This is a genomic window from Achromobacter xylosoxidans (genome assembly GCF_014490035.1).
Classification (GTDB): Bacteria; Pseudomonadota; Gammaproteobacteria; order Burkholderiales; family Burkholderiaceae_B; genus Achromobacter; species Achromobacter bronchisepticus_A.
Genome location: NZ_CP061008.1, coordinates 2123042 through 2147446 on the forward strand (window position 1 = coordinate 2123042; position 24405 = coordinate 2147446).

Consider the following 24405-nt stretch of genomic DNA (forward strand, 5'->3'; position numbering starts at 1 on the left):
ATGCCTACCTTCGCTAACTTGAGCGATATCATCGCCACCACGATCCAGAGTCGTTCTGGCGTGCTGGCGGATAGCGTTACCAACAACAACGCCCTCCTGTATAAGCTGCGCCAGCGCGGCAACGTCAAGCCCGTTTCGGGCGGAAACGTGATTCTGCAGGAGCTGATGTACAACGATCCGAACACGCAGAATGCCGGCTCTTATTCCGGTTATGACGTGATCGATATCACCCCGAACAGCCCCATTTCGTCGGCTCAGTACGACCTGAAGCAATACGCGGCGGTTGTCACCATCTCGGGCCTGGAACAACTCCAGAACTCGGGCAAGGAGCAGATCATCGACCTGCTGGAAGGCCGTATTCAGGTCGCTGAGGCCCAGCTGATGAACCAAATCAGCGCGGGGATCTACTCGGATGGTACCGGCAACGGCGGCAAGAATATCACCGGCTTGCAAGCGGCGATTACCACGTCTCCGGCGACGGGAACGTATGGCGGTATCAATCGCGCTACGTGGTCGTTCTGGCGAAACGTGGCGTTCTCCGCTGTCACCAATGGTGGTGCTGCTGTCACTTCGGCCAACATCCAGTCGTATATGAACCGCGTTGCGGTGCAGCTCGTGCGCGGTACGGATCGTCCCGACATGATCGTGGCGGACAACAACTACTACCGCGCCTTCCTGGAATCGCTCCAGGCTATCCAACGCGTTACGTCGGAAGACAGCGCAGCGGCTGGCTTCACGTCCATCAAGTACATGGGCGCGGGCCTGAACTGCGATGTGTTCCTGGATGGGGGCATTGGCGGGGCTATCCCCACCAACACCATGTACTTCCTCAACACGAAGTACATCTTCTTCCGTCCGCACCGCGACCGCAATTTCGTTCCCATCGGTGGCGACCGTCAATCGGTCAACCAGGACGCTCTGGTGCGTCTGATCGGCTGGGCCGGCAACCTCACCACCTCTGGCGCCCAGTTCCAGGGCGTTCTGACCGCCTAAGGAGAAGAAACATGGCTGCTCCGTTTACCACTACCCCCAAGGTCGGTGTGGATCTGAATACGATCTACCTGGCCGCCGATATCGCCAATGGCATTTCGCGCCCCAAGCTTGGTGATCAAGTCTGGACGACTGATGGCAAGCGCTCGGTGTTCGCCCAGGCCAACGCCAGCATCCCGGCCAGTACTGCGGTATGCACCGTCAGCCCGACGACGTTCCTGGCCACCGCATCTGGCGGCGCATATCTGTCGCCAGCTTTTGCCATGGCCACTGGCGATCAAGCCTGGTTCGACGCGGCTTCGGTCTAAGGAGAAGAAGATGCCCGCTATCCCCTCTCGGTTGATGGGTACGGGCAGCTCCTGGCCGTCTGCTGGTGCTATCTGCGGCGGTGTGGCTAACACGCTCACCGCCGCCGGTACTACCAATGCGAACGCCTTGGGGTTGTCCGCCGAAATCAACGTTGTCACTACCACTGCAGCCAGTACAGGCGTTCGCCTGATGCCGGTAGAGGTCGGCTCTTCCGTCCTCGTTGCTAACCAGGGCGCTAATGCTCTTCTGGTCTATCCCGGCACGGGCGTGCAGATCGACGCTCTGACTGCGACGACCGGCGGCTTTTCTGTGCCTGCAGGCAAGAGTGCCATGTTCTTTGGCGTTTCCGGCACTCAGTGGATATCCCAACTGGGTGCATAACAAGGAAGGGGCTTCGGCCCCTTTCTCTTCTCTCCATCTGAGGCAAACCCTCAAAGGACCATACATGAACCCCATCCAAGAAGATCAGATGTTCGTCGAGTTCTATTCAGATGCTGTAGAGCTCACCCATGAATCCGAACGTGAAGGGCGGCCTATCTATAAGGAAATGCCCCATGTCAAGATCATGATCCCTGGCGACCCGCACAACATCATTGAGCGCCGCGCCACGGACGCTGACAAGCAGAAGTATCCGAAGGCATGGGCGCGCTTTGAACGCATGGAAGCGGCAGGGCAAGAAGGCACGCCGCTTGAGCAATGGCCGCAGATCAACCGGGCGCAGGTCAAAGAAGCCAAATATTTTGAAGTGCATACCGTCGAGGCAATGGCAGGCCTGAGCGATGCTCATTGCATGAAGATGGGTATGGGGTTTTCCGAGCTTCGCACGAAGGCAAAAGCTTATCTGACTAACGCAAAGGATACTGCTGCGGTTACCGCGCAGGCTGCCGAGAATGAGCGTTTGCACTCGCTTATTGCTGATCTCCAAGCGCAGCTTAAGGAGCAGGGAAGGCGCGGACCCGGTCGGCCGCCGAAGGATACCGCTGAGGCATGAACATGACCCTCCTTCAACTGATTCAACAGGCATGCCGGGAAATGGCGCTTGGCGTCCCGACTGCTGTAGTTTCGTCCCAGGATCCGCAGGTTATCCAGATGTATGCCCTGCTGAACCGGTTCGGGGGAGATTTGTGTCGTCAGGATGATTGGAAGCGCTTGGATCGGGAGCATATTCTGATTACCTCAGCGCAGACCATCAGCGCGACGATGGTGGTGAACAGTCCTATCCTGACAGTTCCATCTTCCACGGGCCTGACGACGAACTGGGGGATAGACGGAACGGGGATTCAGCCGTTCGCTCAGATCGTGTCGGTCGATTCGCCAACGCAGGTGACGATGAACATGCCGGCCTTAGAAACCGGGACGTTTGATCTGAACTTTGCTCAGGTGCAATACCCTCTGCCGGTCGATTGGAAGAAGCAGATCCCTCAGACCGAGTGGGACCGTACCAACAGATGGCCACTTTTAGGGCCGCAATCTGCACAGGGCTGGCAATCCTTCAAGTCCGGGATTGTCTACGCTGGCCCGCGTGAGCGCTTCCGATTGCTGGGACAGACGATTGCCCTGAACCCGCCGCCTCCTAATGGGATTGTCCTGGCATTTGAGTACATCAGCAATGGCTATGTCATCGATGCTGACGGGGTGACATACAAACCATCCTTCACTGCGGATACTGACACCTGTGTGTTCGATGACTCGTTGATGGTGGAGGGCCTGAAGGTCGCATTCAAGCAGGCGAAGGGGTTGGACGTGTCGTTTGAGTTGTCACGCTTCAACATCCTGTTGGAGCAATGCAAGGCACAAGATAGATCCGCGCCTAAGCTCAGCCTGTCGCCAGCGGACATTTCTATTCTGTTGTCGACCCAGAACATCCCAGACGGGAACTGGCCAGCGAACTGATATGGCGAATCGTCGAAGAATAGGCTATCAGACCGCCGCGCCTGCGTCGTTGCCGGCGCCTGTCGGTGGGTTGAATGACAGGGACCCTCTCGCTGCTATGCCAGTAGAGGACGCGGTAATCCTGGAAAACTGGTGGCCTCTTCCATCGCGCCTGCGCGTACGCAATGGCTATGCTGATTGGTCATCTGGGTTTTCCACTTCGGTTGATACCATTGTTGAGTATTCCCCGCCGAATGGACTGAACAAGCTGTTCGCGGCCTCCAATGGCTCGATCTACGACATTACGACTGCCGGCCCTATCGGCGCTCCAGTGGTGACGGGGCAGACAAACAACCGATGGCAGGAAGTTTCGGCTTCTACCCCGGGCGGAAACTTCCTATACCTATTCAATGGGCAGGACAAACCGCAGTTGTACAACGGGACGACCTGGCAGGCGGTAGATGCTGGCTCGAGTCCGATTGCTATTACGGGTGTAGCCACCACCTCTCTTGTTCAGGGTTGCGTATTCAAGAATCGCTTGTTCATGACGGAACGCGATTCCATGCGTGTGTGGTACCTACCCGTTTCGAGTGTCGGCGGCGCTGCGCAGAGTATCGATTTCGGCGCGATCTTCCAGCGAGGCGGCTGGGTCGTAGGAATGTATACCTGGACCATCGACGCGGGTAATGGCGCGGATGACCACGCGGTTTTCTTGTCGAGTAATGGCGAGGTCGCTGTTTACGCGGGTACAGATCCATCGTCGGCATCTGGCTGGTCGCTAATTGGGCTTTTCTACTTGGGGGTACCGATTGGCAGACGGTGCGCAGTCAAGTATGGAGGCGATCTGTTGATCATGTGTGAGCGGGGTGTCATGCCGCTTGGCAAGTCGCTTCTCTCAAGTTCAGTGGATCGCCGAGCCGCGATATCGGACAAGATCCAGAACAGTGTGAATGATGCTGTGGCGGCGTATCGCAACAATTTCGGGTGGGAGCTGTGCGTTTTCCCTGAACAGAATGCCTTGTTGTTGAACGTGCCGCAGGGTATGGGGGCCAATTTCCAGTTTGGAATGAACAGTCTTACGGGTGCTTGGACAAAGTTCACCGGATGGGCTGCCAATACCTTCAAGAACACATCACTCGGCCTTTACTTCGGCACCGGGAACTCGGTTAAGCGGGCCTGGGTTGGGAATGTCGATGGCAGTGACATGATCACTGCGGACGGTCTTCAATCCTTCCAGAACTTTGGTGCGCAGGCCCAGAACAAATACTTCACCATGGTTCGTCCATACATTCAGACGAATGGGCGTCCTTCCGTTCTTTACGGCATCAATGGCGACTATCTACCTGCTGCTCCAGTTGGCGTACTGAACTATGTTCCTCCCGGGGGCATGGTGTGGGGATCGATGGTGTGGGGAAGCATGACCTGGGGCGGATCATTCCAGCAGCTGTCGAACTGGAACACCGTGGGCGGTATCTACCAAGCCGCCGCACTTCGTCTGGTGGTCCAAAGCAATTCATCTGATGTGGAATGGGCTTCCACCAGTTTTGTCTATCAGCGTGGCGGGCTCCTCTAATGCTGTTCACGGATGACTCTGTGATAGGCCCGTGGGTATGCGAACGGGTAGGCGGTATCTGGCCACAAGGAAGAGGGAAGGCAATTGGCCGCATTAGGGATGGGCGAATTGTCGGCGGGATTCTTTACGAGGATTTCAACGGCGCGAACGTGATGTGTCACATCGCCGGGGATGGGCCGCATTGGCTGAATAAAGAGTTCCTATGGGCGATCTTTCATTACCCATTCGAATACCTCAAGGCAACCCGTATGACCGCTCCTGTCGCGAGTGTCAATGGTCCATGCCGAAAGTTTGTGGAACATCTTGGGTTCGTCGAGGAATGCGCAATGAAGGACGCGCACCCGCAAGGCGACATCATCATCTATCGAATGTTGGCAACAGATTGCCGCTGGCTGGAGTTGAAAAATGGGAAAAGGTAGCTCGAGCACTCCTGATGTGCCTGATTACATCGGCGCGGCGAAGGCTACGTCCCAAGGAAACTTGGACCTGGCTAAGTACGCAACGCAAGCCAATCGGGTCAATCAAGTTACGCCCTATGGGTCGCTTACCTGGACCAATGGGAAAACATTTGACCAGGCCGGATACGACGCGGCCATGGCTGCATATCGGTCCGGCCTAGCTAATCAGAACACTGGAGGAGGTGGGAGCGGAAGTGCTGGTGGGCATTGGGAGAGCAGGCCAGACACCAGCTATGGCGACCCGAACGCCACGTACAACAACGTGTGGGTGCCGAATGTCATGAACAACCAGGGAGTTGCCAAGAACTCCGGCGGTATGGCTTCTGGAGGAGGCGGTAGCGGCGCGGCAATGCCGAATGCCCAGGATTACTACTCTGGCGCCGACAATTGGACCCAGACCGTCAAGCTCTCCCCTGAGATGCAGGCACTGTTTGACCAGCAGATGAAGCTGTCTCAGGGGCTGGCCGGGGCGCAAGATTCGGCGCTAGGTCGAGTTAACCAGATGATGGGGACCGGCTTCGATATGTCTTCACTCCCCGGCGGTGGCCAAGCGCTAAACATGGGGAACCTCCCCGGCATGGGGCAGGCGCTGGATATGAACAGTTTGCCAGGCGCCGGCGCTGTATATGACCCAAATCTGGCCACCAATACGGCTACCGATGCAATTCTCTCTAGAGTCAATCCGGAGCTTGATCGTCAGTACGAATCGTTGAGGAACCAGCTTGCCAATCAAGGCATCGCTCAAGGATCGGCGGCATGGAACAACGCCATGTCATCGTTTGGGCAGCAGCGCAATGATGCTGTAACGCAAGCTGGTCTGCAGGGTATCAATCTCGGCATGCAGCAGCAGGGATTGACCTACAACCAGCAGACGCAGAATAGAGCAATGGCTGCCGCACTGCAGGGGCAACAGTTCGCACAACAGAATGGACTGCGGACGCAGGAAGCCGGATTGCAGAACCAGCAATTCAGTCAGGCGAATCAGGCACGCCAGCAGGCGCTTCAGGAACAAGCTTTTCTTCGCAACTTGCCGCTGAATGAACTGAATGCGCTACGCAGTGGGTCGCAGGTGCAAATGCCTGAGTTCCCCGGGTATTCGCAACAGGCGACTACGAGCGGCCCCGACTATACCGGCGCGGCTCAGAACACCTATCAATCCCAACTTGGCGCGTCGAATGCCCAGAATGCGGGGAACTCGAACATGATGAGTGGCCTCTTCGGGCTTGGGCAACTAGGCATGATGGGCTATGGAATGGGCATGTTCTCAGATCGACGCTTGAAGCGGAACATAAAGCGTCTGGCTACTTCGATCAAAGGTCTGGGTATCTACTCGTTTGACTATATTTTCGGCGGCAGCATGATCGGGTACATGGCAGACGAAGTAGAACGCGTCTCCCCCGGCGCTGTGCGCGAAATCGGCGGCCTGAAGATCGTCAACTACGCGGAGGTGTGAAATGGGCCTCGGTGGAATGTTCGGCAAAGGCGATCATAGTTCCGTTCTGGGGAAGATTGGCGGCAAGATCCAGAAATTCACTGACCCTATCGCCATGATTCCTGGAGTCGGCGATAAGTGGGTGGATCTGACCAGCAATAAGATTCCTGAGCTGACCAACAAGACTCTGTCCAAAGTGATGACGCCCTTTGACCGGATCGACGAAACGATTAACCCGGTGCGGAAGATCCCTATCGTTGATCGTATCGGGGATGTTGTCCGCGATAAGCCCGGCGATGCATTGGGCTTGGCTATTGGCGGCTACTTCGCTGCGCCTGCAATTGCTGGGGCGGCAGGGACTGCCGGCGGCGGCTCTACTGCAGCCAGCGGTATAGGTGGTGGCCTTGGCGGCGGTTTAGGCGCTGGAGGGGCTGGTATCTCGGTCGCTCCGGGCTTTGTATCCGGTGGGACGGCTCTTGGTAGCACGGCTGGTATGTCTGGCGCGTGGGCGCCAGTTCTCGGTGGAGCGGGCGGATTGGGAGGCGCTGGCGGGATGGCTGGTGGCGGCAACCCCTTTACAGTTTCTCCGAATTTCCAATCTGGTGGCACCTTTACCCAAGACTTGTCCGGGATGAGCCAGCAACCTGGCTGGACGGATCTTGCGCAGAAGTTCATGGGCCAGCAGCAACAGCAGGCCCAGCAGCAGGGAGCGCAACAGCAGCCGGACGGTCTTCAGCGATTAATGGCTGAGAACGAGGCGAAGCGACAAGCCCAGGCTATGGCCCTTGCTCAGTTCAATCAATTGCAAGAACAAGCCGCGGCGCAACGTGATCAATATCGCCAAAGAATGGCGGCTCAGCTACGGGGTTAAGAATGGCACAACAAGGATTCATGCAGCCTGGCGCTGGGTTCGGATCACCGTTGCTGGGGCCGGATATCGCGGCAAAGCAGTACCAACTAGCGCAGCGCCAGGCCTATGCACAAGCGCTTATGCAGCAGGGCATGGACCCGTTGCAAGGGCAGAATGTGAGTGGTCATTACGTTGCCCCCTCTTGGACGCAGGGGTTAGCCAAGGCGCTGAGCGGCTACCTGGGCATGAAAGCTATGGCTGACATGCCCAAGCAGCAGCAGGAACTGCAGCAGATGCAGACAGAGAAAATGGCATCCGATTTCGGGCTGGGGCAGTCGTCCCCTGCGTCCGGCGCGCAGAGTATGCCAGTCGGACAGGGTGAGGGCCAATCGACGATGCCCTTGCTGCCGGGGCGTTCAGCGCAGGAGTCTTTCATTATCGCTCAGGGGATGGGCCTGCCTGCATATCTCAAGATGGTAGGGGAGCAGGGCAATCAAAGGCCTATCGCTGTGGCACCCGGTGGAACGCTGGTAGACCCACGCACGAACCTTCCGACCTTCACTGCGGCGCAAAACGGAATCCAGACAACTTACGGACCTAACGGCGCGCAGGCCCAGGCGGTTCCGGGCTATGGTGCGGCGAATGCTGCTATCCAGGGGGCAGAGGCAGGTGCCATTGCCGGAGCGCGCTATCCGTTCGAAATCGCGCAGAATCGCGATTCTCAGACTACGGGCGCGATGTTGGATTTGGTGGATGTCCCGGATGGTCGGGGAGGCACTATCAAGATGCCTCGCGCTCAATATATCCAGATGCTTTCGGCCTCAAGCCCAAATGCAGGCGCGGGGCAGCCTCCGACCTCGAACACTGCCACTCAGCCTACCGCAGGTCAGCCTGGGGGCATTGGGTCTACACCTCCCAAAGCGGTACTGGAGGCCCGGGAGCAATTCGGTTCAATGGAGGCCGCCGCAAATCAGCTACTGACCAACATCGACACATTGCGTAAAAGTGAAGGCTTTGGGAAGAACTATGGGATCCAGGGGCTTTTCCCCAATATGGCCGGATCCAAGGCTTCGGACGCACTGGCCTTGACGAACCAAGTCATCAGCCAGGGCTGGCTCGAAATGCGGGACCGCCTCAAAGGAACTGGCACGATCACCGATTACGAAAGCCAGAAAGCAGAAAAGGCGTGGTCCACGCTCAATGACCCTAGGATTAGCGAAAAGCTTGCCCGGGAACAGTTGGATATTTTGGAGCAGACCATCAAGACCGGTGTTCAGCGGATGCGACAAAAGGCCCAGCTAGGTGAGGAAGCGCCGAAGGACAACGGTATCTCCAATGGCAACTATTCGAGCCTGTGGGGTGGATAAATGGCAGGCCCTAAAGAGTTCGCAACGCAATACGGCTCTCTGGCCGCCTCTGTAGGAAAGCAGATCGGCGTTGACCCGTCCATCTTGCTAGGGCAGTGGGGCCTTGAAACGGGTTGGGGGAAATCGGTTATCCCAGGCACCAACAATCTGGGCAATATCAAAGACTTCTCAGGACAAGGGGCTACCGCTACCGACAACATGACGGGAAGCGTGGACAAGTACCGCACATATGACAATGCGGACGCCTTCGGACAGGACTTCGCCGGGCTTCTTAGCCGCCGATACCAGAAGGCCATTGGCGCGGGGGAGAATGCGCAGGCGTACGCTGAAGCATTAAAGGCAGGCGGTTATGCGGAAGATCCGGGCTACGTACGTAAGCTTGTGGCCTCAACCGATTTAGTGCGCAAATCTGGCGGCGTCATGGATTCAATTGCATCAGCACTGCTACCTACCGCTCAGGCGGCGCAGTCACAGCAACAACGTGCACCTGTAGCCTGGAAGGATGTGATCGCGAAGTCTGAATTCAAGGCGCTTAGCCCTGAACAGCAAGACGCAGCGCGAAACCAGTATTTTGAGCAGGTGGTTGCCCCTCAAGTGCCGCCAGAGTCGCTAGAGGTAGCCCGCGGCCAATTTATGCAGCAGTACGGACGCCCGGTTAAGCCTCAGGTGTCGGACAGTTCATTGGTGGCGATAGGGGCAGGCTTAGGTAAAGGTGTGGGTGACGTTGCCCTGAACGCGCAGAGGTATCTGGGTAAAGGAATCAATGCGGTAGGGGATTTCTTCACGCAAGGTGAAGACGGAAACGCAGCCGGTAACTGGCTGGTGCAGGATGCCGAACAGGGGCTAAACAAGCTTGCTGGCGAGCTTGCGCCTTACAAAGAGGTAAGCCCTATCGCTGCTGGTGGTGGCGAGTTGGCGGGGAACATCGCCGCCACACTTCCGGTCGGCGGGGTATTGGGTCGCGGGGTATCTGCCGTAGCTCCAAATCTTGGCCGCGTGGCTCCTCAGGCCGAGAAACTAGCGAATGCGCTTCGCTCGGGTGGGATGAACCTGGGCGGCGCTCCTGCCGCGACACTAGCCGGTCAGGTGGGGAACTTGGCTACCCGAATGGTTGGTGGCGCTGGAACCGGTGCGGTTTCCGCTGGGCTAGTTGATCCTGACTCGGCTGGTCTGGGCGCGGCTGTTGGTGCCGCCTTTCCGCTGGCTGGGGTGGCGCTCGCTAAAGGTGGACATGCGATTGGCAACATGCTGCGAGGCGGCGAAGTATCGGCACCTGTTCGCGACCTAGCCAATCGTGCGGCCGAACTGGGCATCAAGGTGCCTGCAGACCGCATCGTAAACAGCCGTCCGATGAATGCGATGGCTGCAAGCCTGAACTATGTTCCGTTCAGTGGCCGGGCTGCCGTCGAAGACACCATGCAATCCCAGTTGAATCGTGCCTTGTCTCGTACGGTCGGGCAGGACTCGACCAACGTTACTCAAGCATTGCGTTCTGCTGCTGGCGATCTCGGTCAGAAATTCGATGACGTTCTGCAGAAGACAGCGGTAAAGGTCGATGATCAGTTTCTGGGAGCACTCGCGGAGCGCGCTCAACAAGCTTCCACTGAGCTTGGCTCTGACGGCGCGCGCATCATTGGCAAGCAAATTGATGAAATCATCAATCAGGCAGCCAAAGCAAATGGCCAGTTAGACGGCCAACTTGCCTATAACCTGAAACGCACGCTTGACCGAATTGGGCAACGCAGTACACCAGAAGCTTTCTACGCGAATGAGTTGAAGCGCGACCTTATGGGCGCTCTGAATCGCTCCCTTGGGCCGAAAGAGGCAGAAGCATTCGCGAAGGTGCGCCAGCAATATGGGAACATGCTTTCCCTGGAGAACCTGGCGAAAAACGGCGTCGATGGGGATATTTCCATCGCTCGACTGGCGAATATGCGGAACATTCGTAATCCTGAGCTACAGGAGTTAGCTGATATTGCAGCGCAATTCTTGCGGCCTCGGGAGGGCCAGCATGGGGCCGCTCAACGGATCATGGCAGGTGCCCTGATGGGCTACGGTGCTGGGATCCCGGCAGCAGTGGCGTCCGTAGGCGTTGGCAGGATGGCGAATTCCTTGCTGAACAGCGCAGCGGCACGCAATGCGATGCTGGGTCAATCGTCCAATACGGCATTGGCTAACGCGCTTCGCCAGGCGCTTCCAGTGACTGCCGCCCGGTCAGCACCGGTCATCGTCGCCCAGTGAACCCGCGCCAGATAGCGTAGATAAAGATGACGGCTAGGACAGCAACCGCTTTCCAAATTTTGTAGTCGATATAGTCCATAGGCAAAAGTATAGGCCACCCCTACCCCGGGTGGCCTTTTCATTTAGAGGTGTGTGAATGCCGCGCAACGGAACTGGCGGGTACAGCCTGCCAAACAATTCATGGAACCCCGCGGTTAACGGGGCAGCCGCTACAGCCGCTGATTGGCAGGCGTTGATCAATGATGTGGCCACGGCTATCCAGAATTCTGTGTCATCTGACGGGCAAACGACGATGACCGGTAGCCTCAATATGGGTGGCTTTGTGGTCGCCGGCCTCGGCGCGCCGTCTGGAACTGGTCAGTCGTTGCGGTGGGAACAACTGATAAAAGGGGCTGATATACCTTCCGCAGCAGCCTTACCTGTCCCAGTGGAGGGAAGTGTTTTCGCTGTTACGGGGTCTACGTCGATAACTTCTCTGACGGATGTGTACCCCGGACGAATTGTGTATCTCATTTTCCCCGCTGGTATCACGATTGTGAACGCAGGGTTCCTACAATTACCTGGCGGCGCAAATATTGTCACAAAGGCTAATGATGTAATTGCCTTTATGAATGAAAGCCCTGGTATCTGGCGCGCAATCGCATATCCCGCTCGTCTAGACACCGCAACCGGCGTGATCCCATCTGGTGGCTTCAAGAACCTTCTAATCAATGGCAACTTCAATGTTAACCAGCGAGGGGTTGGGGGGACAGTAGTCTTGGCGGCCGGAGCATATGGTCATGATCGATGGAAGGCGGGAAGTGGAGGGTGCACTTATACCTATACAACCTCAAACGGCATAACCACGATCAATATTTCGTCTGGAACTTTGTCGCAAGTTGTAGAAGGAAATAATGTCAAGTCGGGTGTTTATACGCTGTCTTGGTCTGGAACCGCTTTAGGCAAGTTCGGGGGGGGCGTCTTTTCCCCAAGCGGGGTATCGGCTGCAGTCACAGGAGGCATCGACTCTGGCATAGAGTTCAGCACTGGCACCGTATCGCTGGCGCAGCTTGAATTTGGCTCCAACGCGACCCTCTTTGAGTTCCGGCCAATCGGCGTAGAGAGCCAGTTGTGCCTAAGGTATGCATTTGTCTTAAACAATGCTGGCTCAACCCCGCCAATTTGCCCAGTCTCGTTCATTGCATTCAACAACTATGGGCAGGGTATTCTGAACTATCCAGCGGAGATGCGGGCTCCTCCGACATTCAGCTTTCTTAACGGGTCCGCAGCGTCTCTCGGCGTCCAGGGCACTGGCGGCGGCAACATCGCATGTACGACATTCTCTGTGGACTGGATAGGTCTACGAGGATGCCGCGTATCGGTTGATATCGCCTCTCCTCTAACTCAGGGTTGGACGTCGCTATTGCATATCGTCACTGCACCCCTTCTGCTTTGGTCTGCGGAGCTTTGAACATGTACCAAGTGATAGATGAATTTCGTGTCCTGCGCATTGCCGATCAGGCGATTATTCCTGTAAGCATGGAAAACATGGACTACGTCCGGTATCTGGAGTGGCTTTCCGAAGGTAGTACGCCCGAACCCATGGGACATGACGTACCTCCGGCAGGGGATGCCTAATCCGCGTACATCTAGGCGACGGCCGCCTTTTCCGCCGAGTCCGTGTATTTCTTACGTAGTTGTAGGAACGGGGCCTCAACTAGGCCATACGTGAACATGCATACCAGGACGACTGCTGGAACTGTCAGCATCGTGACATGGACCAATAGGTCGCTCAAGGAGCCTTGGTATAGGCCGGTCGGAGCCCAGATATTCTTGGTGACACCGATGACGACGTAATGCAAGCAGTATATGGAGAAGCTGAGTTGTCCAAGGCGGGCAAGCGGGGAGTCATACCAGGAAGGAAGCCGAAGGGCAGCATGGGCATACGTAACGATCAAGGCTCCCCAAGCTATTGCCTCGGTGGCTGGCCAAAAGACCATGAAAATGCTGTTTCCCAGGCTGCCAACCATGCCGCCATTGCCTCCAAACCACGACATTACGCCGCCTAGAAATACAAGGGATGCTGCAAGATAAAGCGGGGAGAGGGTGAACCCAGGCTTTATGAAGTGCTTAGCAAAAATGGCAAGCATCATCCCAATCAGGAATTGATCCATCCTGCCGAGAAGCGTTAGGTACGCCGCATTGGTCACAGTTCCATTCCATGTCCAGTAGGCGTATTTGAAGAAGATGAAGATTGCCAGGATGCCTAGCAAGTATTTGACGCCGTACTTCGTCGCGAATAGCAGCAGGAAGGGGAATAGCAGGTAGAACTGGAGTTCAACAGCAATGGTCCATAGATGGCCAAACGCGGGCAGATCTACATGCGCCAAGCTGTTCACGAACGGGAAGAATAGGGATAGCGCTTGCTCGAAGGTGTATCTATCCTTCCAGCCGGTCAGCATAAAAATAACGCAGAGAAGGTATAGAGGATAGATCCGTAAGACGCGGTTCCTCATGAACTCGAAGTAGTTCAGATGCCTTCCCCAGCCGATGCTTGTCAGCAGATAGCCGCTAAGCACCATGAAGAGAGCCACGCCCGTGTGTCCTTGCTCGACGAAGGCACGTAGTGGGTTGTATGTGGATCGGCCGAGGCCGAATGCATCGGTATGACTGTGGTAGTAGATGACCAGGGCTGCGGCGATGAAGCGCAGGTGATCAAGCCGGGAAGAGTAGGCGATGTTCTTCGACTCGAAAGCGTGGCCCGCAACGGCGCTGATCACCCAGCCGCGTCGAAAGATGGCAGTAAGTATGCAGAAGCTACCTAAGAATAGAGCAGCCATGATGGACCAGCCCCAAATGGCGCGCGTAGATCTACTCCCTATCAATAGGTCTTCTAACCGGATTGTCACCGGAGAATCATTGGCAGAGTACAGATCGTAAGTGGTCGATTGGCCACCGACAGTGATCTTGGCTGCTCCTGACCAAGCGCTGCGCGTTATTACTATGGGCTTCAACTCCCCAGGTTGAAATGTGACGGTGAGGGGGGAAGAGGGATCACCGGTAGAAACGAACTTGTCGCCCTTGTCTAACCACTTCTGCGGATCGGCGGTTACTTGCTGCGAACTCTTTGCTAGCCAAATTTCCGAGGATTTGGCTGCTGGGTTATCGCTCGGAACCGGACTGATTGTTAGTGAAGTTATTGATTTGCCGAAGAACAGCGGCGTGAGCTTCGGGCTTAGAACCGCCGCCCCGATGTAAGCGACCAAAAGAGAGAAGAAAGCGGCCCAAACAAATGGCGTGGAACTTGCGTTTCGGTTCGTCATTGATGGAACTGTATCGGAGGTGATGGACGATTATATGAGTAGCCATCACTCATTGAGGAAAACCCTAACGCCCGTAGATGCGGGCTTTTTTGCATCAGAAGGAACGTTATGGAAGCAAGCCCTCTTGAAGGACGTGTATCCGCGCTCGAGCGGGAAATGGTCGGACTCAAGGCCACCATTCGTGCAGCCATAGCCGTGATGATTTTCATGGGCGGCGGGTACTGGTGGTATGCAAACAAGAGTGTCGACAAGCTCGAGCTGTTGGTAAGCAACGTCAACTCGATTCAGACGGATGTGCTGCTTATCAAGAAGGACAACGAGCGCAAGGACTGGGAGCGTCGCCTAATCACCCAGATGGTCAAGAAAGGGGGGGCACCCGATGTATCAAAAACTCTCAACGATGATTAGGTGTAGCCCATGAAGCTAGTACCCGAATGGCGCTCTTTGTGGCGCTCTCACTCCGTCCGATTTCAGGCTGCTGCGGCGGCCTTTTTTATTGCCCTTGGGAGTATGACCGATGTTGCTATCGAAGTTTGGCGCGGCCTTCCGGATGATATCCGAGGCGTTTTCCCGCCGTGGTTCATCTACGGGTTCGGTGTCGCCCTCATCGTTGGGGGTATCCTCAGCAAGTTCTATGTCCAGCGCAAGCTTACAGAAGCCCGCGACGCTCGCGTGGGGCAAGAAGGTCAGCCCGGAGTTCAGGGCGAAGGTGATAAGCCTTTGTGAACGTCTTGGGATAGAGCCAGATTATCTGATGGCTTGCATGGCGTTTGAGTCTGCTGAGACGTTCTCTCCCAGCATCTACAACGCAGCTGGTAGTGGGGCCGTAGGTCTGATCCAGTTCATGCCCACTACAGCGCGTTCCCTGGGTACAGCTACCGGCAATTTGGCAGCGCTCTCCGCGGTTGATCAGCTTGATTGGGTGGAGAAGTATTTCCAGCCCTACAAAGGCCGATTGAAGACTCTGAGCGACGTATACATGGCGATCCTATGGCCTGCTGCCATAGGCAAGCCGGAATCGTCATCCCTCTGGGCGCAGTCGGAGCGGCCTACAACCTATCGGCAGAACTCTGGCCTTGATGCTAACAAGGATGGGGTGATCACCAAAGCTGAAGCAGCCAGCAAAGTGCAGGCAAAACTGGAGCGCGGCCGCAAGCCGGAATACCTATGGGTGTCGCCATGAGCATGCTGATAGCCGAATTCTGGCCCTACATCGCCGGGGGGCTAGCAATCGTCCTGGCGTACTTTGGCGTGCGCCTCAAGGGTAAGTCTGACGGGCGCCAAGAGATCCGAGAGCAGATCAACAAGCAGGCGGTGGAAGCCGCCAAGGAAAGCCGCGATGTTCAAGCCAAGATTGATCGCATGGATGATGACACTGTTAGGTCTGAGTTTAATCGTCGCTGGGTGCGCCACAAGGGAAAGGGTGGGCAATGAGTTTTGCGCTCTGGCGCGCCCCTTCTACTTCTCCGAAGGTAGCCATTTGACGGTCGAAGACATGCGATATGTCATGGCTCATAACGAGCTTGGCGCCAGGCTGTGTGATTGGCCAGGGATGGATGACTAACCGCGGTCCTTGACCAGCCGGATCTCATCATCTGATCCTACTTCGCGCTCCCATGACCCGCAGCCCTGATCCGGAAAGGATGGGGCGATCTTGAATGCCGGATCTCGGCGGCAGAATGGCCTGCGTCCCTGGTCGGTAGTCTCGCCGTGCCAGTGCGTGCAGGTCCAGCAACCTCCGGGGTTGGCGGTGGGGTCTTTGAAGTAGGACATTCTGCGTCTAATACTCAGGAATCCGTCTAGGAATCATGCGACTCTATGGCCACCTAAGTAGCCATAGGTTATTAGACAGTTGACAGCACAAAGACCTTTTAAGTCAAACGGTTACGCAATTCTGCCGGCATGATGCTGCATCATGGGGGTGTGGCCCGGGTGGGCGTCGGCGGCGGTGTTTTGCGTTGCGGAATTCATGCCCGTGATTGTATCGGGCGCGTGAACCGCTGCGGGGAGGGACGGATGCTGGTTTTGTCCGGACCTCACTTGTTCATGATATTCCCCAACTTCTTGATCACCTCACGCTCGGTTTCCGCGCTGGCGTGGGCGGCCTTGGTGTAGCTCGCCGTATCCATGTACTGCGGCGATACGCCGGACTGGCGCAGCAGGGCCAGGAAGGCTTCGTCCTTGAGCGTGTCGCGGAAGGCGCCGTCGAGCTTGGCGATCACGGCCGGGTCCATGCCCTTGGGACCGGCGATGCCGAAGGGCGAGGTGTGCACCACGGGATAGCCGGCTTCCTTCAGGGTGGGGACGTCCGGCAGGTCGGGGGAACGCTTGTCGCCCAGCGACGCGAGGATGCGGACCTTGCCCGAGGCGACGTAGGGCAGGATGGTGCTGGCGCCGACCAGCACCTGGATGTGGCCGCCCAGCATGGCGGTCAGCGCGTCGGCGTCGCCCTTGTAGGGCACGTGGGTCCATTTGGCCTGGGCGGCTTCGCCCAGCTGCACCATGGCGATGTGCTGGCTGCTGTAGGCGCCCGGCGTGCCGTAGGAAATCGTGTCGGGCTTGGACTTGGCGTAGGCGACCAGGTCGTCCAGCGTCTTCCAGGGCGAGTCCGAGGCGACGGCGACGTAGTAGTTGTAGCCGGCGATCATCGAGATGTAGGTCAGGTCCTTGACCGGGTCGTAGCGCGTGCCGGTGATGTGCGGCATGCGGAAGATGCCGATGGGCACCATGGTGACGGTATAGCCGTCGGGCGCGGTGTTGAGCATCTGGGTCGCGCCCAGCGTGCCGTTGGCGCCAGTCTTGTTCTCGACCACCACGGTCTGGCCGAGGCGCTTGCCGGACTGCTCGGCCAGGGCGCGGCCGACCACGTCGGTGACGCCGCCGGCGGAGTACGGGATGATCAGGCGGATCGGATGATTGGGAAAGTCCTGCGCCAGCGCGGGGGCGCTGCCTGCACTTGCCAGGACCATCATGCTTGCTGCCAGGATCTTCTTCATGTCATTCCTCCTTTGTGTGCCGCCGGCTTGCCGGCCGTCTCCAGGTCTAGCGGGATGCCTGGTATTGAACGTCAATCGATGATGCGCGCGCGGCTTGCGCCGAAGCCGATGCGCTGGAAACCCTCGCGGCTGCAATGGGCCGTCAGGGTGACTTCGTCTCCGGCCTCCAGGAACAGCCGGGTTTCGCCCGAGGGCAGGGTAATGGGTTGCGTGCCGCCGTGCGTCAGTTCGAGCAGGCTGCCGTGGCCGCTGTCGTCGGGCGTGGAGATGGTGCCCGAGCCCAGCAGGTCGCCGGGGCGCAGGTTGCAGCCGCCCAGCGTGTGCTGCGCCACCATCTGCGCGGGCGTCCAGTACAGGTGGCGCGCGTCGGATGCCGACAGCTGGCGCGGCGCCTGCGCGCGTTCGCGCATGAGCGGCGTGGATAGCCACGCCTGCAACGCGATCTCCAGTCCGCCGCTGGCGGCATCCCTGGCGTCGCGCAGGTAGGGCAGCAGTTCGGGATCGGCGTCGCCGCGCGCCATCGCGGCGCGGCGGAACGGGGCCAGCGCCTCGCTGGTCACGATCCAGGGCGAAACCGTGGACGCGAAGTTCTTGCCCTGGAAGGGCCCCAGCGGCTGGTATTCCCAGGCCTGGATGTCGCGCGCGGACCAGTCGTTCAGCAGGCCGTAGCCGGCGATGTGGCCGGCGGCGAGCTCCAGCGGCACCGGCTCCCCGAGGGCATTGCCGGGGCCGATCCAGATGGCCAGTTCCAGTTCGAAGTCCAATTGCGCCGAGGGCCGGAAGGCCGGCGTATCGACGCCGGCCGCGATCCTGACCTGGCCGCGGGGCCGCCGCACGGGCGTGTCGGACGCGCAGATGGAGGACGCGCGGCCATGGTAGGCAATGGGCACGTGCTTGTAGTTCGGCATCAGCGGGTTGTTGGGGCGGAACAGCTTGCCCACGTGGCTTGCGTGATGGATGCCCGCATAGAAATCGGTGTAGTCGCCCACGTCCGCGGGCAGCAGCAGTTCGCACTGCGCTTGCGGGTGCAGCAGGCGCGCGGCATGGGCCTCATGCCGCGCGCGGCCAGGGTGTGCGGCGTCCAGCAGGGCGAACAGCGCGTGCCGCACAGCCTTGCGGGTGGGGCCGGGCAAAGCCATCCAGTCGTTGAGCCTGCGCGCCGACAGCGCTTGGCGTGCGACCGGGTCCAGTCCGTCCAGCAGGCCCAGTTCCACGGCGGCCTGGACATCCAGCACCTGTTCGCCGATGGCGACGCCGATTCGTGGTGCGCCGCCATCGTGGCGGAACACGCCCATCGGCAGGTTCTGCACCGGGAAATCCGGATGGCCGTCGGCGCCGTCGACCCAGCTCTGGGCGGTGGGCGCGTGGGTGTGGTCCAGCATCGTGTACTCCTCGCGGGCATTGTCGGTATGGCTGCGCGCCGCTGCCCGGCCTGCGCGCATGTTCGTGAGGTCGTCGTCGCCGCTTCAGGCCGCGGTCGTGCCGCCGTCCATGGCCCAGGCCACGCCGCGGACTTCGTCGGCGTCGGGCGAACAGAAGAACTCGCACAGCCCGGCGATTTGCTCCAGGGTGACGAACTTGCCCGAGGGCTGGCGCAGGCCCAACAGTTTGTTGGTGGCTGCGGCATTGTCCAGGCCGTCACGTTCGGCCAGTGCGTCGATCTGCTTCTGCACCAGCGGCGTGTGTACCCAGCCGGGGCAGATGGCGTTGCAGGTGATGGCGGTCTGCGCGGTTTCCAGCGCCACCGATTTGGTGAGGCCGATCAAGCCGTGCTTGGTGGCGTTGTAGCCGGTCTTGCCGGCGCGGCCGCGCAAGCCGCTGATGGATGCCATGTTGACGATGCGGCCCCAGTTGCGTGCGCGCATGGCAGGCAGTGCGGTGCGTATGGTGTGGAAGCTGGCGGACAGGTTGACCGCGATCATGTCGTCCCACTTGTCGACCGGAAAGGCTTCGATCTGGCTGACGTGCTGGATGCCGGCGTTGTTGACCAGGATGTCCAGCGCGCCGTAGGCCTGGTTCAACTCGGCCATCATGGCCTCGATCTCGGCCGGCTTGCGCAGGTCGCAGGGCTGGAAACGGACCGGCACGCCATAGGTATCGCGGAATTCGGCGCAGAGCGCGTCGGCCGCCGAAGCGTCGGCCAGGCCGTTGAGCACCAGGGTCGCGCCGGAGCGCGCCAGGCGCCGCGCTACCGCCAGGCCGATGCCGCTGGTCGAACCGGTTACCAGGGCCACCCGCCCCGAAAGATCAGCCATGCTTGTCTCCACGCTGTGTCGTTATGGAATGCGTGGCAGGTTAGGGCGTGGGGATTGAGTCGTCCAATTTATTATCGATGCATGATTTATATTCGTAGAATATTAATAGCCGGCACCCTCAGAACCGCTCATGGAATTGCGCCATCTGCAGAGCTTCATGGTCCTCGCCACGGAGCTGAACTTCACGCGGGCCGCCTTGCGCCTGCACATCGCCCAACCGCCCTTGAGCCAGCGCATCCGCGAACTCGAAGACGAGCTGGGCGTGAAGCTGTTCGACCGCAGCACGCGCAAGGTGACGCTGACGGTGGCGGGCCGCGTGTTCCTGGACAGCATCCAGCCCATGTTCCGGCAGCTTGACGGCGCCGTGGAGGCTTGCCGCAAGGCTGGCCGGGGCGAGACCGGCAGCCTGCGGCTGGGCTATACCGGACGCGCCAGCCATGTGCGCCTGCCGGGGCTGGTGCGCGATTGCCGGCGCCATTACAGCGATATCGCGCTGGACATCCAGGGGCCGCTGCCCACGGGCGAGTTGCGCCTGAAGCTGCTGGACGGCACGCTGGATGCGGCGCTGTGCTTTCTGCCCCTGGAGGGCAAGCACATCGCGTCGCACGAGTTCATGCTCAGCGAGTTTTCCATTGCGCTGGCGGACGCGCATCCATTGGCCGCCAAGGCCGAATTGCGTGTCGCGGATCTGGCGCAAGAACCATTCATCGCCTATCCCTCGGGCAAGGGCTTCCACTTGCGCGACGCCATGGATGCGATCTGCCTGGAGGCGGGTTTCCTGCCGCGCGTGCTGCGGGAAACGGAGGCGTCCCAAACCCTGCTGTGCCTGGTCGCGGCTGGCACCGGCGTGGCCATCATTCCGCGCGACATCGAATCCTTCAACATGGAGGGCGTGATGTTCCGCCCGTTGCCGGCGGACGCCCCTAAGCTGCAGCACGGCATTGCTTGGCTGGAGACCAACCAGAATCCGGCGTTAGGGCGTCTGTTGGCGTTGTGCGGCGTCGGGGGCGTGGCGGGGTAGGGGGCCTGTCCGCGCTTGCTCCTGGCCGGCCGCAAACGGCACAATCGCAGCGCGCGGCCCTGTTTCCGCCGCCGGAGTCTCTTATCCATGCAGGTTCTATCCGTCCCGGCCACGCTGGACGCCAGCGAGCGCATCACCATCACCAGCGGCCCGCACCAGGCCGAATTCGCGCCGGGCGGCGGCGGCCGCCTGACCCGGTTGTCCACCGGCGCGCATGACTGGATCGTGCCCCTGACCGACACGCAGTGGCCCGCCGGACGCTGGCCGCGGGCGGGCTCCTATCCGCTGGCGCCTTACTCCAACCGCATCCGCGACGGCGTGTTCACCTTCAACGGCGCCAGGCACGCATTGCAGTCCGTACCCGGCCGGCCCCATGCGATCCATGGTGCAGGCCTGTATCAGCCGTGGCGCGTGCGCAGCCACAGTCCGGACAGCGTCGACCTGGTGCTGGAGCAGCCCGCCGGCGTGCTGGGCTGGCCCTGGCCCTTCGAATGCGTGCAGCGCTATCAGCTGGACGCGCGCGGCCTGAGCGTGGCGCTTGCCATCGTCAATCTCGGCGACACGCCCATGCCTTGCGGCCTGGGCCTGCATCCCTATTTCACGGCCGAGCGGGTCACGCTGCATGCGCGCCGCGAGTGGGCGGCGGACGCCGACGGCCTGCCCACCGGCAGCAAGGCCGTTCATGTGCGCGAACTGCGGCGTTCGGCCAGCGGCTGCGATACCTATCTGTCGCAGTGGGAAGGGCGAGCCACCCTGCATTGGCCCGATAGGCATCAGTTGTCGCTGCACGCCGACCCGGCGTTTGCGCATCTGGTGGTCTACACGGCGGGCGGTTCGGATTTTCTGTGCGTCGAGCCGGTCACCAACGTGGCCGATGCATTCAACCTTGCGGCGGCCGGCGAAGCCCGTACCGGCATGCGGACGCTCGAGCCCGGCGCGCGCTTTGCCGCGACCGCGTTGTTCGGCCTGGAGCCGCCTCGGGCTGCGCGTTCCTGATGCCTGCAAGCGGCGCTTTGAAAGCGCCGCCGCCTGCGGCGATAATCCGGGCAAACCAAGTCCAGGAGTCCTTCGATGAAAAAGCTCAGCACCGAACAATTGCAGGCCGCGGCCGAGACGCTGCGCCGCGTGCAGGCGAGGCTGGCGCGCGCCGGCAACTTGCCGCTTGAGCCCACCCTCTATGCCTGCGCGCAAGGATTCCGCCGCAATGTGCCCGACTATCTGTGGTCGTGGCTGTCAGGCCTGCTGGCGCCGCACAAAAGCCTGGGCGCGTGGATGGATGCGCACCAGCCTGGCTGGCGCACGGGCAAGACGCCCGCCGCGGTGGTCTACGCGCGCAGCGAAAACGGCTGGCTGGAATGGCTGATCGCCGAGCTGGAAGCCGAGATCAATGATCCCCACGCCCGCGCCAAGCGGGAAGGGCGCGCCTAGAACGGGCGCATTGCCGGCGCATCATGTGTCGCAGTTCGGACCGGATGCCGGCCCCACGCCTCAGGCCCGCTCGGCTCGCGAGCGGCGCACCAGAAGGAATAGCGCTTCCAAGACGGCGGCCGCCAGCAGGGCGGCCAGCACCGAACCCAGTACCTGCAAGTCCCATAGGCGCGGCGGACCCACGCGGAACTGCACGGTGTCGAAGACCAGTCCGGCCGTGATGCCGGCGACGATGGCGGCCTTCCATCCTTGCAAGGGAGCCAGCCGCAGCATCAGCAGGGTGAAGGCCACCATCCCCCAGAGCACGGGTTCAAGCGCCTGATTGAGAATGTGGTCGAGCAGAAGAGACTCCCGATGGTGTCGCGCATGTGTTTGCGCGCAGTCGAGTTTGTACTGCTTTCTGCCTGCAATTGCGAGACGCCCCGCCGCCGCGAGCGGCGAGGCATGGCCTACGCGCCTTAGAACCCTTCCAGCACGATCTTGCCCTGCGCCTTGCCGCTTTCAATGAAGGCGTGCGCCCGGCGCAGGTTTTCGGCGTTGATCTTGCCGTAGTGCGCGCCCAGGGTGGTGCGCAGCGCGCCTTCGTCGATCAGGCGGGCGGCCTGGTTCAGCAGTTCATGCTGCGCGATCATGTCGGGCGTGCCGTGCAGCGGACGCGCGAACATGAACTCCCAATGCAGCGAGGCCGACTTGGACTTGAGCAGGCGCACGTCGATGGCTGCGGGATCGTCGATCAGGGCGATCTTGCCTTGCGGCGCAATCGCTTCGGCCATCTGCGCGAAATGCTGGTCGGTCTGTGTCAGGCCGGCGATGTGGCTGACGTGTCCGAAGCCGATGCGCTTGAGTTCGGCGGCCAGCGGCTGGCTGTGGTCGATCACGTGATGCGCGCCCAGTTCCCGCACCCAGGCCTGGGTTTGCGGGCGCGAGGCGGTGCCGATCACCGTGAGTCCGGTCAACTGGCGCGCCAACTGCACCAGAATGGATCCCACGCCGCCCGCGGCGCCGATGACCAGCAGGCTGCCTTGGCTGGGGGCGGCGTTGTCCAGCACGCGCAGGCGGTCGAACAGCAGCTCCCAGGCGGTGATGGTGGTCAGCGGCAGCGCCGCGGCCTGGGCGTAGTCCAGGCTGGCCGGCATGCGGCCGACGATGCGCTCGTCCACCACGTGCAGCTCGCTGTTGGCGCCGGGGCGGTTCAGCGCGCCCGCATACCAGACGCGGTCGCCCGGCTTGAACAGGCTGGTCTTTGCACCCACTGCGCGCACCACGCCGGCGGCGTCCCAGCCTATGACTTCGGGCTGGCCGTCCTTGGGCTTGCGATTGGCGCGGATCTTCACATCCACCGGGTTGACCGAAATGGCGCGGACCTCGACCAGCAGGTCGTGGTCGCCGGGCACCGGGTCGGCGATGTCGATGTCCTGCAGCGCCTCCGGGTGATCGGCGGGCAGGTTCTTGAAATAGGCGATGGCTTTCATGGTTGCTTGCCGGGATCAGATGATGGAACGCACCACGCCGCCGTCCACGCGCAGCGCCGCGCCGTTGGTGGCGGCGGCTTGCGTCGAGCTCGCGTAGACGACCATGTTGGCCACTTCTTCCACGGTGGCCAGGCGGCGCAGCAGCGAAGTGGGACGGTGCTGGGCGATGAAGTCGCGCTCCATCTGGTCCTGCGTGACGCCTTGTTCCTTGGCCATTTCGGCAAAGAAGTCCGACACGCCTTCCGAGCGCGTGGGGCCGGGCAGCACCGCGTTGACGGTGACGCCGGTGCCGGCGGTCAGCTCGGCCAGTCCGCGCGACACGCCCAGCAGGGCCGTCTTGCTGACGCCGTAGTGGATCATCTCCGCGGGGATCTGGACCCCGGATTCGCTGGATATGAACACGATGCGGCCCCAGCCGGCGGCCAGCATGCGCGGCAGGTAGTAGCGCGACAGGCGCACGCCGCTCATGACGTTGATGTCCAGCATGTACTGCCAGTCGTCGTCCGTGATTTCAGTGAAGGACTTGGGGGCGAAGTAGCCGGCGTTGTTGATCAGGATGTCGACGTCGGGATGGGCGGCCGAGATCGAGGCCGCGCCGTCGGCGGTGGCGAGATCGGCCTGCACGGTGCTCACGCGCGCGGCGGGAAACTGCTGGGCAAGCGACGCGGCCGCCTGCGCCAGCTTGTCGGCGTTGCGGCCGTGCAGCACGACTTCGGCGCCGGCCTCGGCCAGGCCCGCGGCTATGGCCAGGCCGATGCCGCCGGACGATCCGGTGACCAGGGCCTTCTTGCCGTTCAGTTCGATTTTCATGGGGGACTCCTTGCGTGTCGGGGAATGGA

General features: G+C 60.2%; 27 protein-coding genes. 20 read left to right on the plus strand and 7 right to left on the minus strand.

From position 1 onward, the window contains the following. From IAG39_RS10000 to IAG39_RS10060, 13 genes are all read left to right on the plus strand, one after another. A complete protein-coding gene (locus IAG39_RS10000) occupies positions 1-993 on the plus strand; it encodes a phage major capsid protein (RefSeq protein WP_118934408.1) in 993 nt (330 codons plus the stop codon). An 11-nt stretch (positions 994-1004) separates the two neighbouring features. Then, positions 1005-1298 (plus strand): hypothetical protein, encoded by a 294-nt coding sequence (locus tag IAG39_RS10005; RefSeq protein ID WP_118934406.1) that lies wholly within the window; start codon positions 1005-1007, stop codon positions 1296-1298. Positions 1299-1308: 10 nt separating this feature from the next. After that, on the plus strand, positions 1309-1680 hold the full coding sequence (locus tag IAG39_RS10010) for a hypothetical protein (protein WP_118934404.1): 372 nt from the start codon (positions 1309-1311) through the stop codon (positions 1678-1680). Positions 1681-1744: 64 nt separating this feature from the next. Beyond that, positions 1745-2290: a hypothetical protein gene (locus IAG39_RS10015; protein WP_118934402.1), complete on the plus strand. Its 546-nt coding sequence runs from the start codon at positions 1745-1747 to the stop codon at positions 2288-2290. After that, positions 2287-3192, plus strand: a complete 906-nt coding sequence (locus IAG39_RS10020; RefSeq protein WP_118934400.1) for a hypothetical protein — start codon at positions 2287-2289, stop codon at positions 3190-3192. Before IAG39_RS10015 ends, IAG39_RS10020 begins: the two co-directional genes overlap by 4 nt. Position 3193: 1 nt before the next feature. Beyond that, on the plus strand, positions 3194-4744 hold the full coding sequence (locus IAG39_RS10025; protein WP_124260405.1) for a hypothetical protein: 1551 nt from the start codon (positions 3194-3196) through the stop codon (positions 4742-4744). Continuing rightward, positions 4744-5163, plus strand: a complete 420-nt coding sequence (locus IAG39_RS10030; protein WP_118934396.1) for a GNAT family N-acetyltransferase — start codon at positions 4744-4746, stop codon at positions 5161-5163. Before IAG39_RS10025 ends, IAG39_RS10030 begins: the two co-directional genes overlap by 1 nt. Continuing rightward, positions 5150-6655: a tail fiber domain-containing protein gene (locus IAG39_RS10035; RefSeq protein ID WP_118934394.1), complete on the plus strand. Its 1506-nt coding sequence runs from the start codon at positions 5150-5152 to the stop codon at positions 6653-6655. The genes IAG39_RS10030 and IAG39_RS10035 overlap by 14 nt, the downstream gene beginning before the upstream one ends. A gap of 1 nt (position 6656) precedes the next feature. Continuing rightward, positions 6657-7505, plus strand: a complete 849-nt coding sequence (locus IAG39_RS10040) for a hypothetical protein (RefSeq protein WP_187523962.1) — start codon at positions 6657-6659, stop codon at positions 7503-7505. A 2-nt stretch (positions 7506-7507) separates the two neighbouring features. Then, positions 7508-8851: a hypothetical protein gene (locus IAG39_RS10045; RefSeq protein ID WP_118935168.1), complete on the plus strand. Its 1344-nt coding sequence runs from the start codon at positions 7508-7510 to the stop codon at positions 8849-8851. Then, on the plus strand, positions 8852-11092 hold the full coding sequence (locus IAG39_RS10050) for a glycoside hydrolase family 73 protein (protein WP_118935166.1): 2241 nt from the start codon (positions 8852-8854) through the stop codon (positions 11090-11092). A gap of 136 nt (positions 11093-11228) precedes the next feature. Further along, positions 11229-12542 carry a hypothetical protein gene (locus IAG39_RS10055; RefSeq protein WP_124260424.1) on the plus strand — a complete coding sequence of 438 codons (1314 nt, stop codon included), beginning with the start codon at positions 11229-11231 and terminating at the stop codon, positions 12540-12542. A 2-nt stretch (positions 12543-12544) separates the two neighbouring features. Next, positions 12545-12709, plus strand: coding sequence for a hypothetical protein (locus tag IAG39_RS10060; protein WP_165867979.1), 165 nt, complete (start codon positions 12545-12547; stop codon positions 12707-12709). Positions 12710-12720: 11 nt separating this feature from the next. On the opposite strand, the gene IAG39_RS10065 is transcribed toward IAG39_RS10060, so the two are convergent. Further along, the gene (locus IAG39_RS10065; protein WP_118935164.1) at positions 12721-14394 is read right to left on the minus strand and encodes an acyltransferase family protein; all 1674 of its coding nucleotides are present in this window, start codon (positions 14392-14394) and stop codon (positions 12721-12723) included. A 108-nt stretch (positions 14395-14502) separates the two neighbouring features. On the opposite strand from IAG39_RS10065, the gene IAG39_RS10070 reads away from it, so the two are divergent. Genes IAG39_RS10070 through IAG39_RS10080 form a run of 4 tightly spaced genes read left to right on the plus strand, consistent with a single transcriptional unit; the run spans position 14503 to position 15828 of the window. After that, on the plus strand, positions 14503-14802 hold the full coding sequence (locus tag IAG39_RS10070) for a hypothetical protein (protein WP_124260423.1): 300 nt from the start codon (positions 14503-14505) through the stop codon (positions 14800-14802). A 9-nt stretch (positions 14803-14811) separates the two neighbouring features. Continuing rightward, complete coding sequence (locus IAG39_RS31470) at positions 14812-15120, plus strand: hypothetical protein (protein ID WP_205736629.1); 309 nt, start codon at positions 14812-14814, stop codon at positions 15118-15120. A 37-nt stretch (positions 15121-15157) separates the two neighbouring features. Continuing rightward, on the plus strand, positions 15158-15577 hold the full coding sequence (locus IAG39_RS31475) for a lytic transglycosylase domain-containing protein (protein ID WP_165867978.1): 420 nt from the start codon (positions 15158-15160) through the stop codon (positions 15575-15577). Continuing rightward, positions 15574-15828 carry a hypothetical protein gene (locus tag IAG39_RS10080; RefSeq protein ID WP_118935172.1) on the plus strand — a complete coding sequence of 85 codons (255 nt, stop codon included), beginning with the start codon at positions 15574-15576 and terminating at the stop codon, positions 15826-15828. Before IAG39_RS31475 ends, IAG39_RS10080 begins: the two co-directional genes overlap by 4 nt. A gap of 602 nt (positions 15829-16430) precedes the next feature. Here the strand turns inward: IAG39_RS10080 and IAG39_RS10085 are convergent. From IAG39_RS10085 to IAG39_RS10095, 3 genes are all read right to left on the minus strand, one after another. After that, positions 16431-17390 (minus strand): Bug family tripartite tricarboxylate transporter substrate binding protein, encoded by a 960-nt coding sequence (locus IAG39_RS10085; protein ID WP_118934121.1) that lies wholly within the window; start codon positions 17388-17390, stop codon positions 16431-16433. Positions 17391-17461: 71 nt separating this feature from the next. Next, a complete protein-coding gene (gene fahA / locus IAG39_RS10090; RefSeq protein ID WP_223283330.1) occupies positions 17462-18832 on the minus strand; it encodes a fumarylacetoacetase in 1371 nt (456 codons plus the stop codon). 24 nt (positions 18833-18856) lie between these two features. Further along, positions 18857-19645: a 3-hydroxybutyrate dehydrogenase gene (locus IAG39_RS10095; protein ID WP_118934123.1), complete on the minus strand. Its 789-nt coding sequence runs from the start codon at positions 19643-19645 to the stop codon at positions 18857-18859. Between the two features lie 130 nt (positions 19646-19775). Between IAG39_RS10095 and IAG39_RS10100 the strand changes: the two genes are divergently transcribed. From IAG39_RS10100 to IAG39_RS10110, 3 genes are all read left to right on the plus strand, one after another. Further along, a complete protein-coding gene (locus IAG39_RS10100) occupies positions 19776-20666 on the plus strand; it encodes a LysR family transcriptional regulator (protein WP_059371955.1) in 891 nt (296 codons plus the stop codon). Between the two features lie 87 nt (positions 20667-20753). Next, complete coding sequence (locus tag IAG39_RS10105) at positions 20754-21662, plus strand: aldose 1-epimerase (RefSeq protein WP_118934125.1); 909 nt, start codon at positions 20754-20756, stop codon at positions 21660-21662. Between the two features lie 75 nt (positions 21663-21737). Next, complete coding sequence (locus IAG39_RS10110; protein WP_054453246.1) at positions 21738-22094, plus strand: hypothetical protein; 357 nt, start codon at positions 21738-21740, stop codon at positions 22092-22094. 60 nt (positions 22095-22154) lie between these two features. On the opposite strand, the gene IAG39_RS10115 is transcribed toward IAG39_RS10110, so the two are convergent. From IAG39_RS10115 to IAG39_RS10125, 3 genes are all read right to left on the minus strand, one after another. Continuing rightward, entirely contained in the window at positions 22155-22400 is a 246-nt protein-coding gene (locus IAG39_RS10115; protein WP_280016431.1) for a hypothetical protein, read from the minus strand. Between the two features lie 152 nt (positions 22401-22552). Then, positions 22553-23566, minus strand: a complete 1014-nt coding sequence (locus IAG39_RS10120; protein WP_118934127.1) for a zinc-binding alcohol dehydrogenase family protein — start codon at positions 23564-23566, stop codon at positions 22553-22555. 15 nt (positions 23567-23581) lie between these two features. Then, positions 23582-24376 carry an SDR family NAD(P)-dependent oxidoreductase gene (locus tag IAG39_RS10125; protein ID WP_059371964.1) on the minus strand — a complete coding sequence of 265 codons (795 nt, stop codon included), beginning with the start codon at positions 24374-24376 and terminating at the stop codon, positions 23582-23584. Positions 24377-24405: the final 29 nt, after the last annotated feature.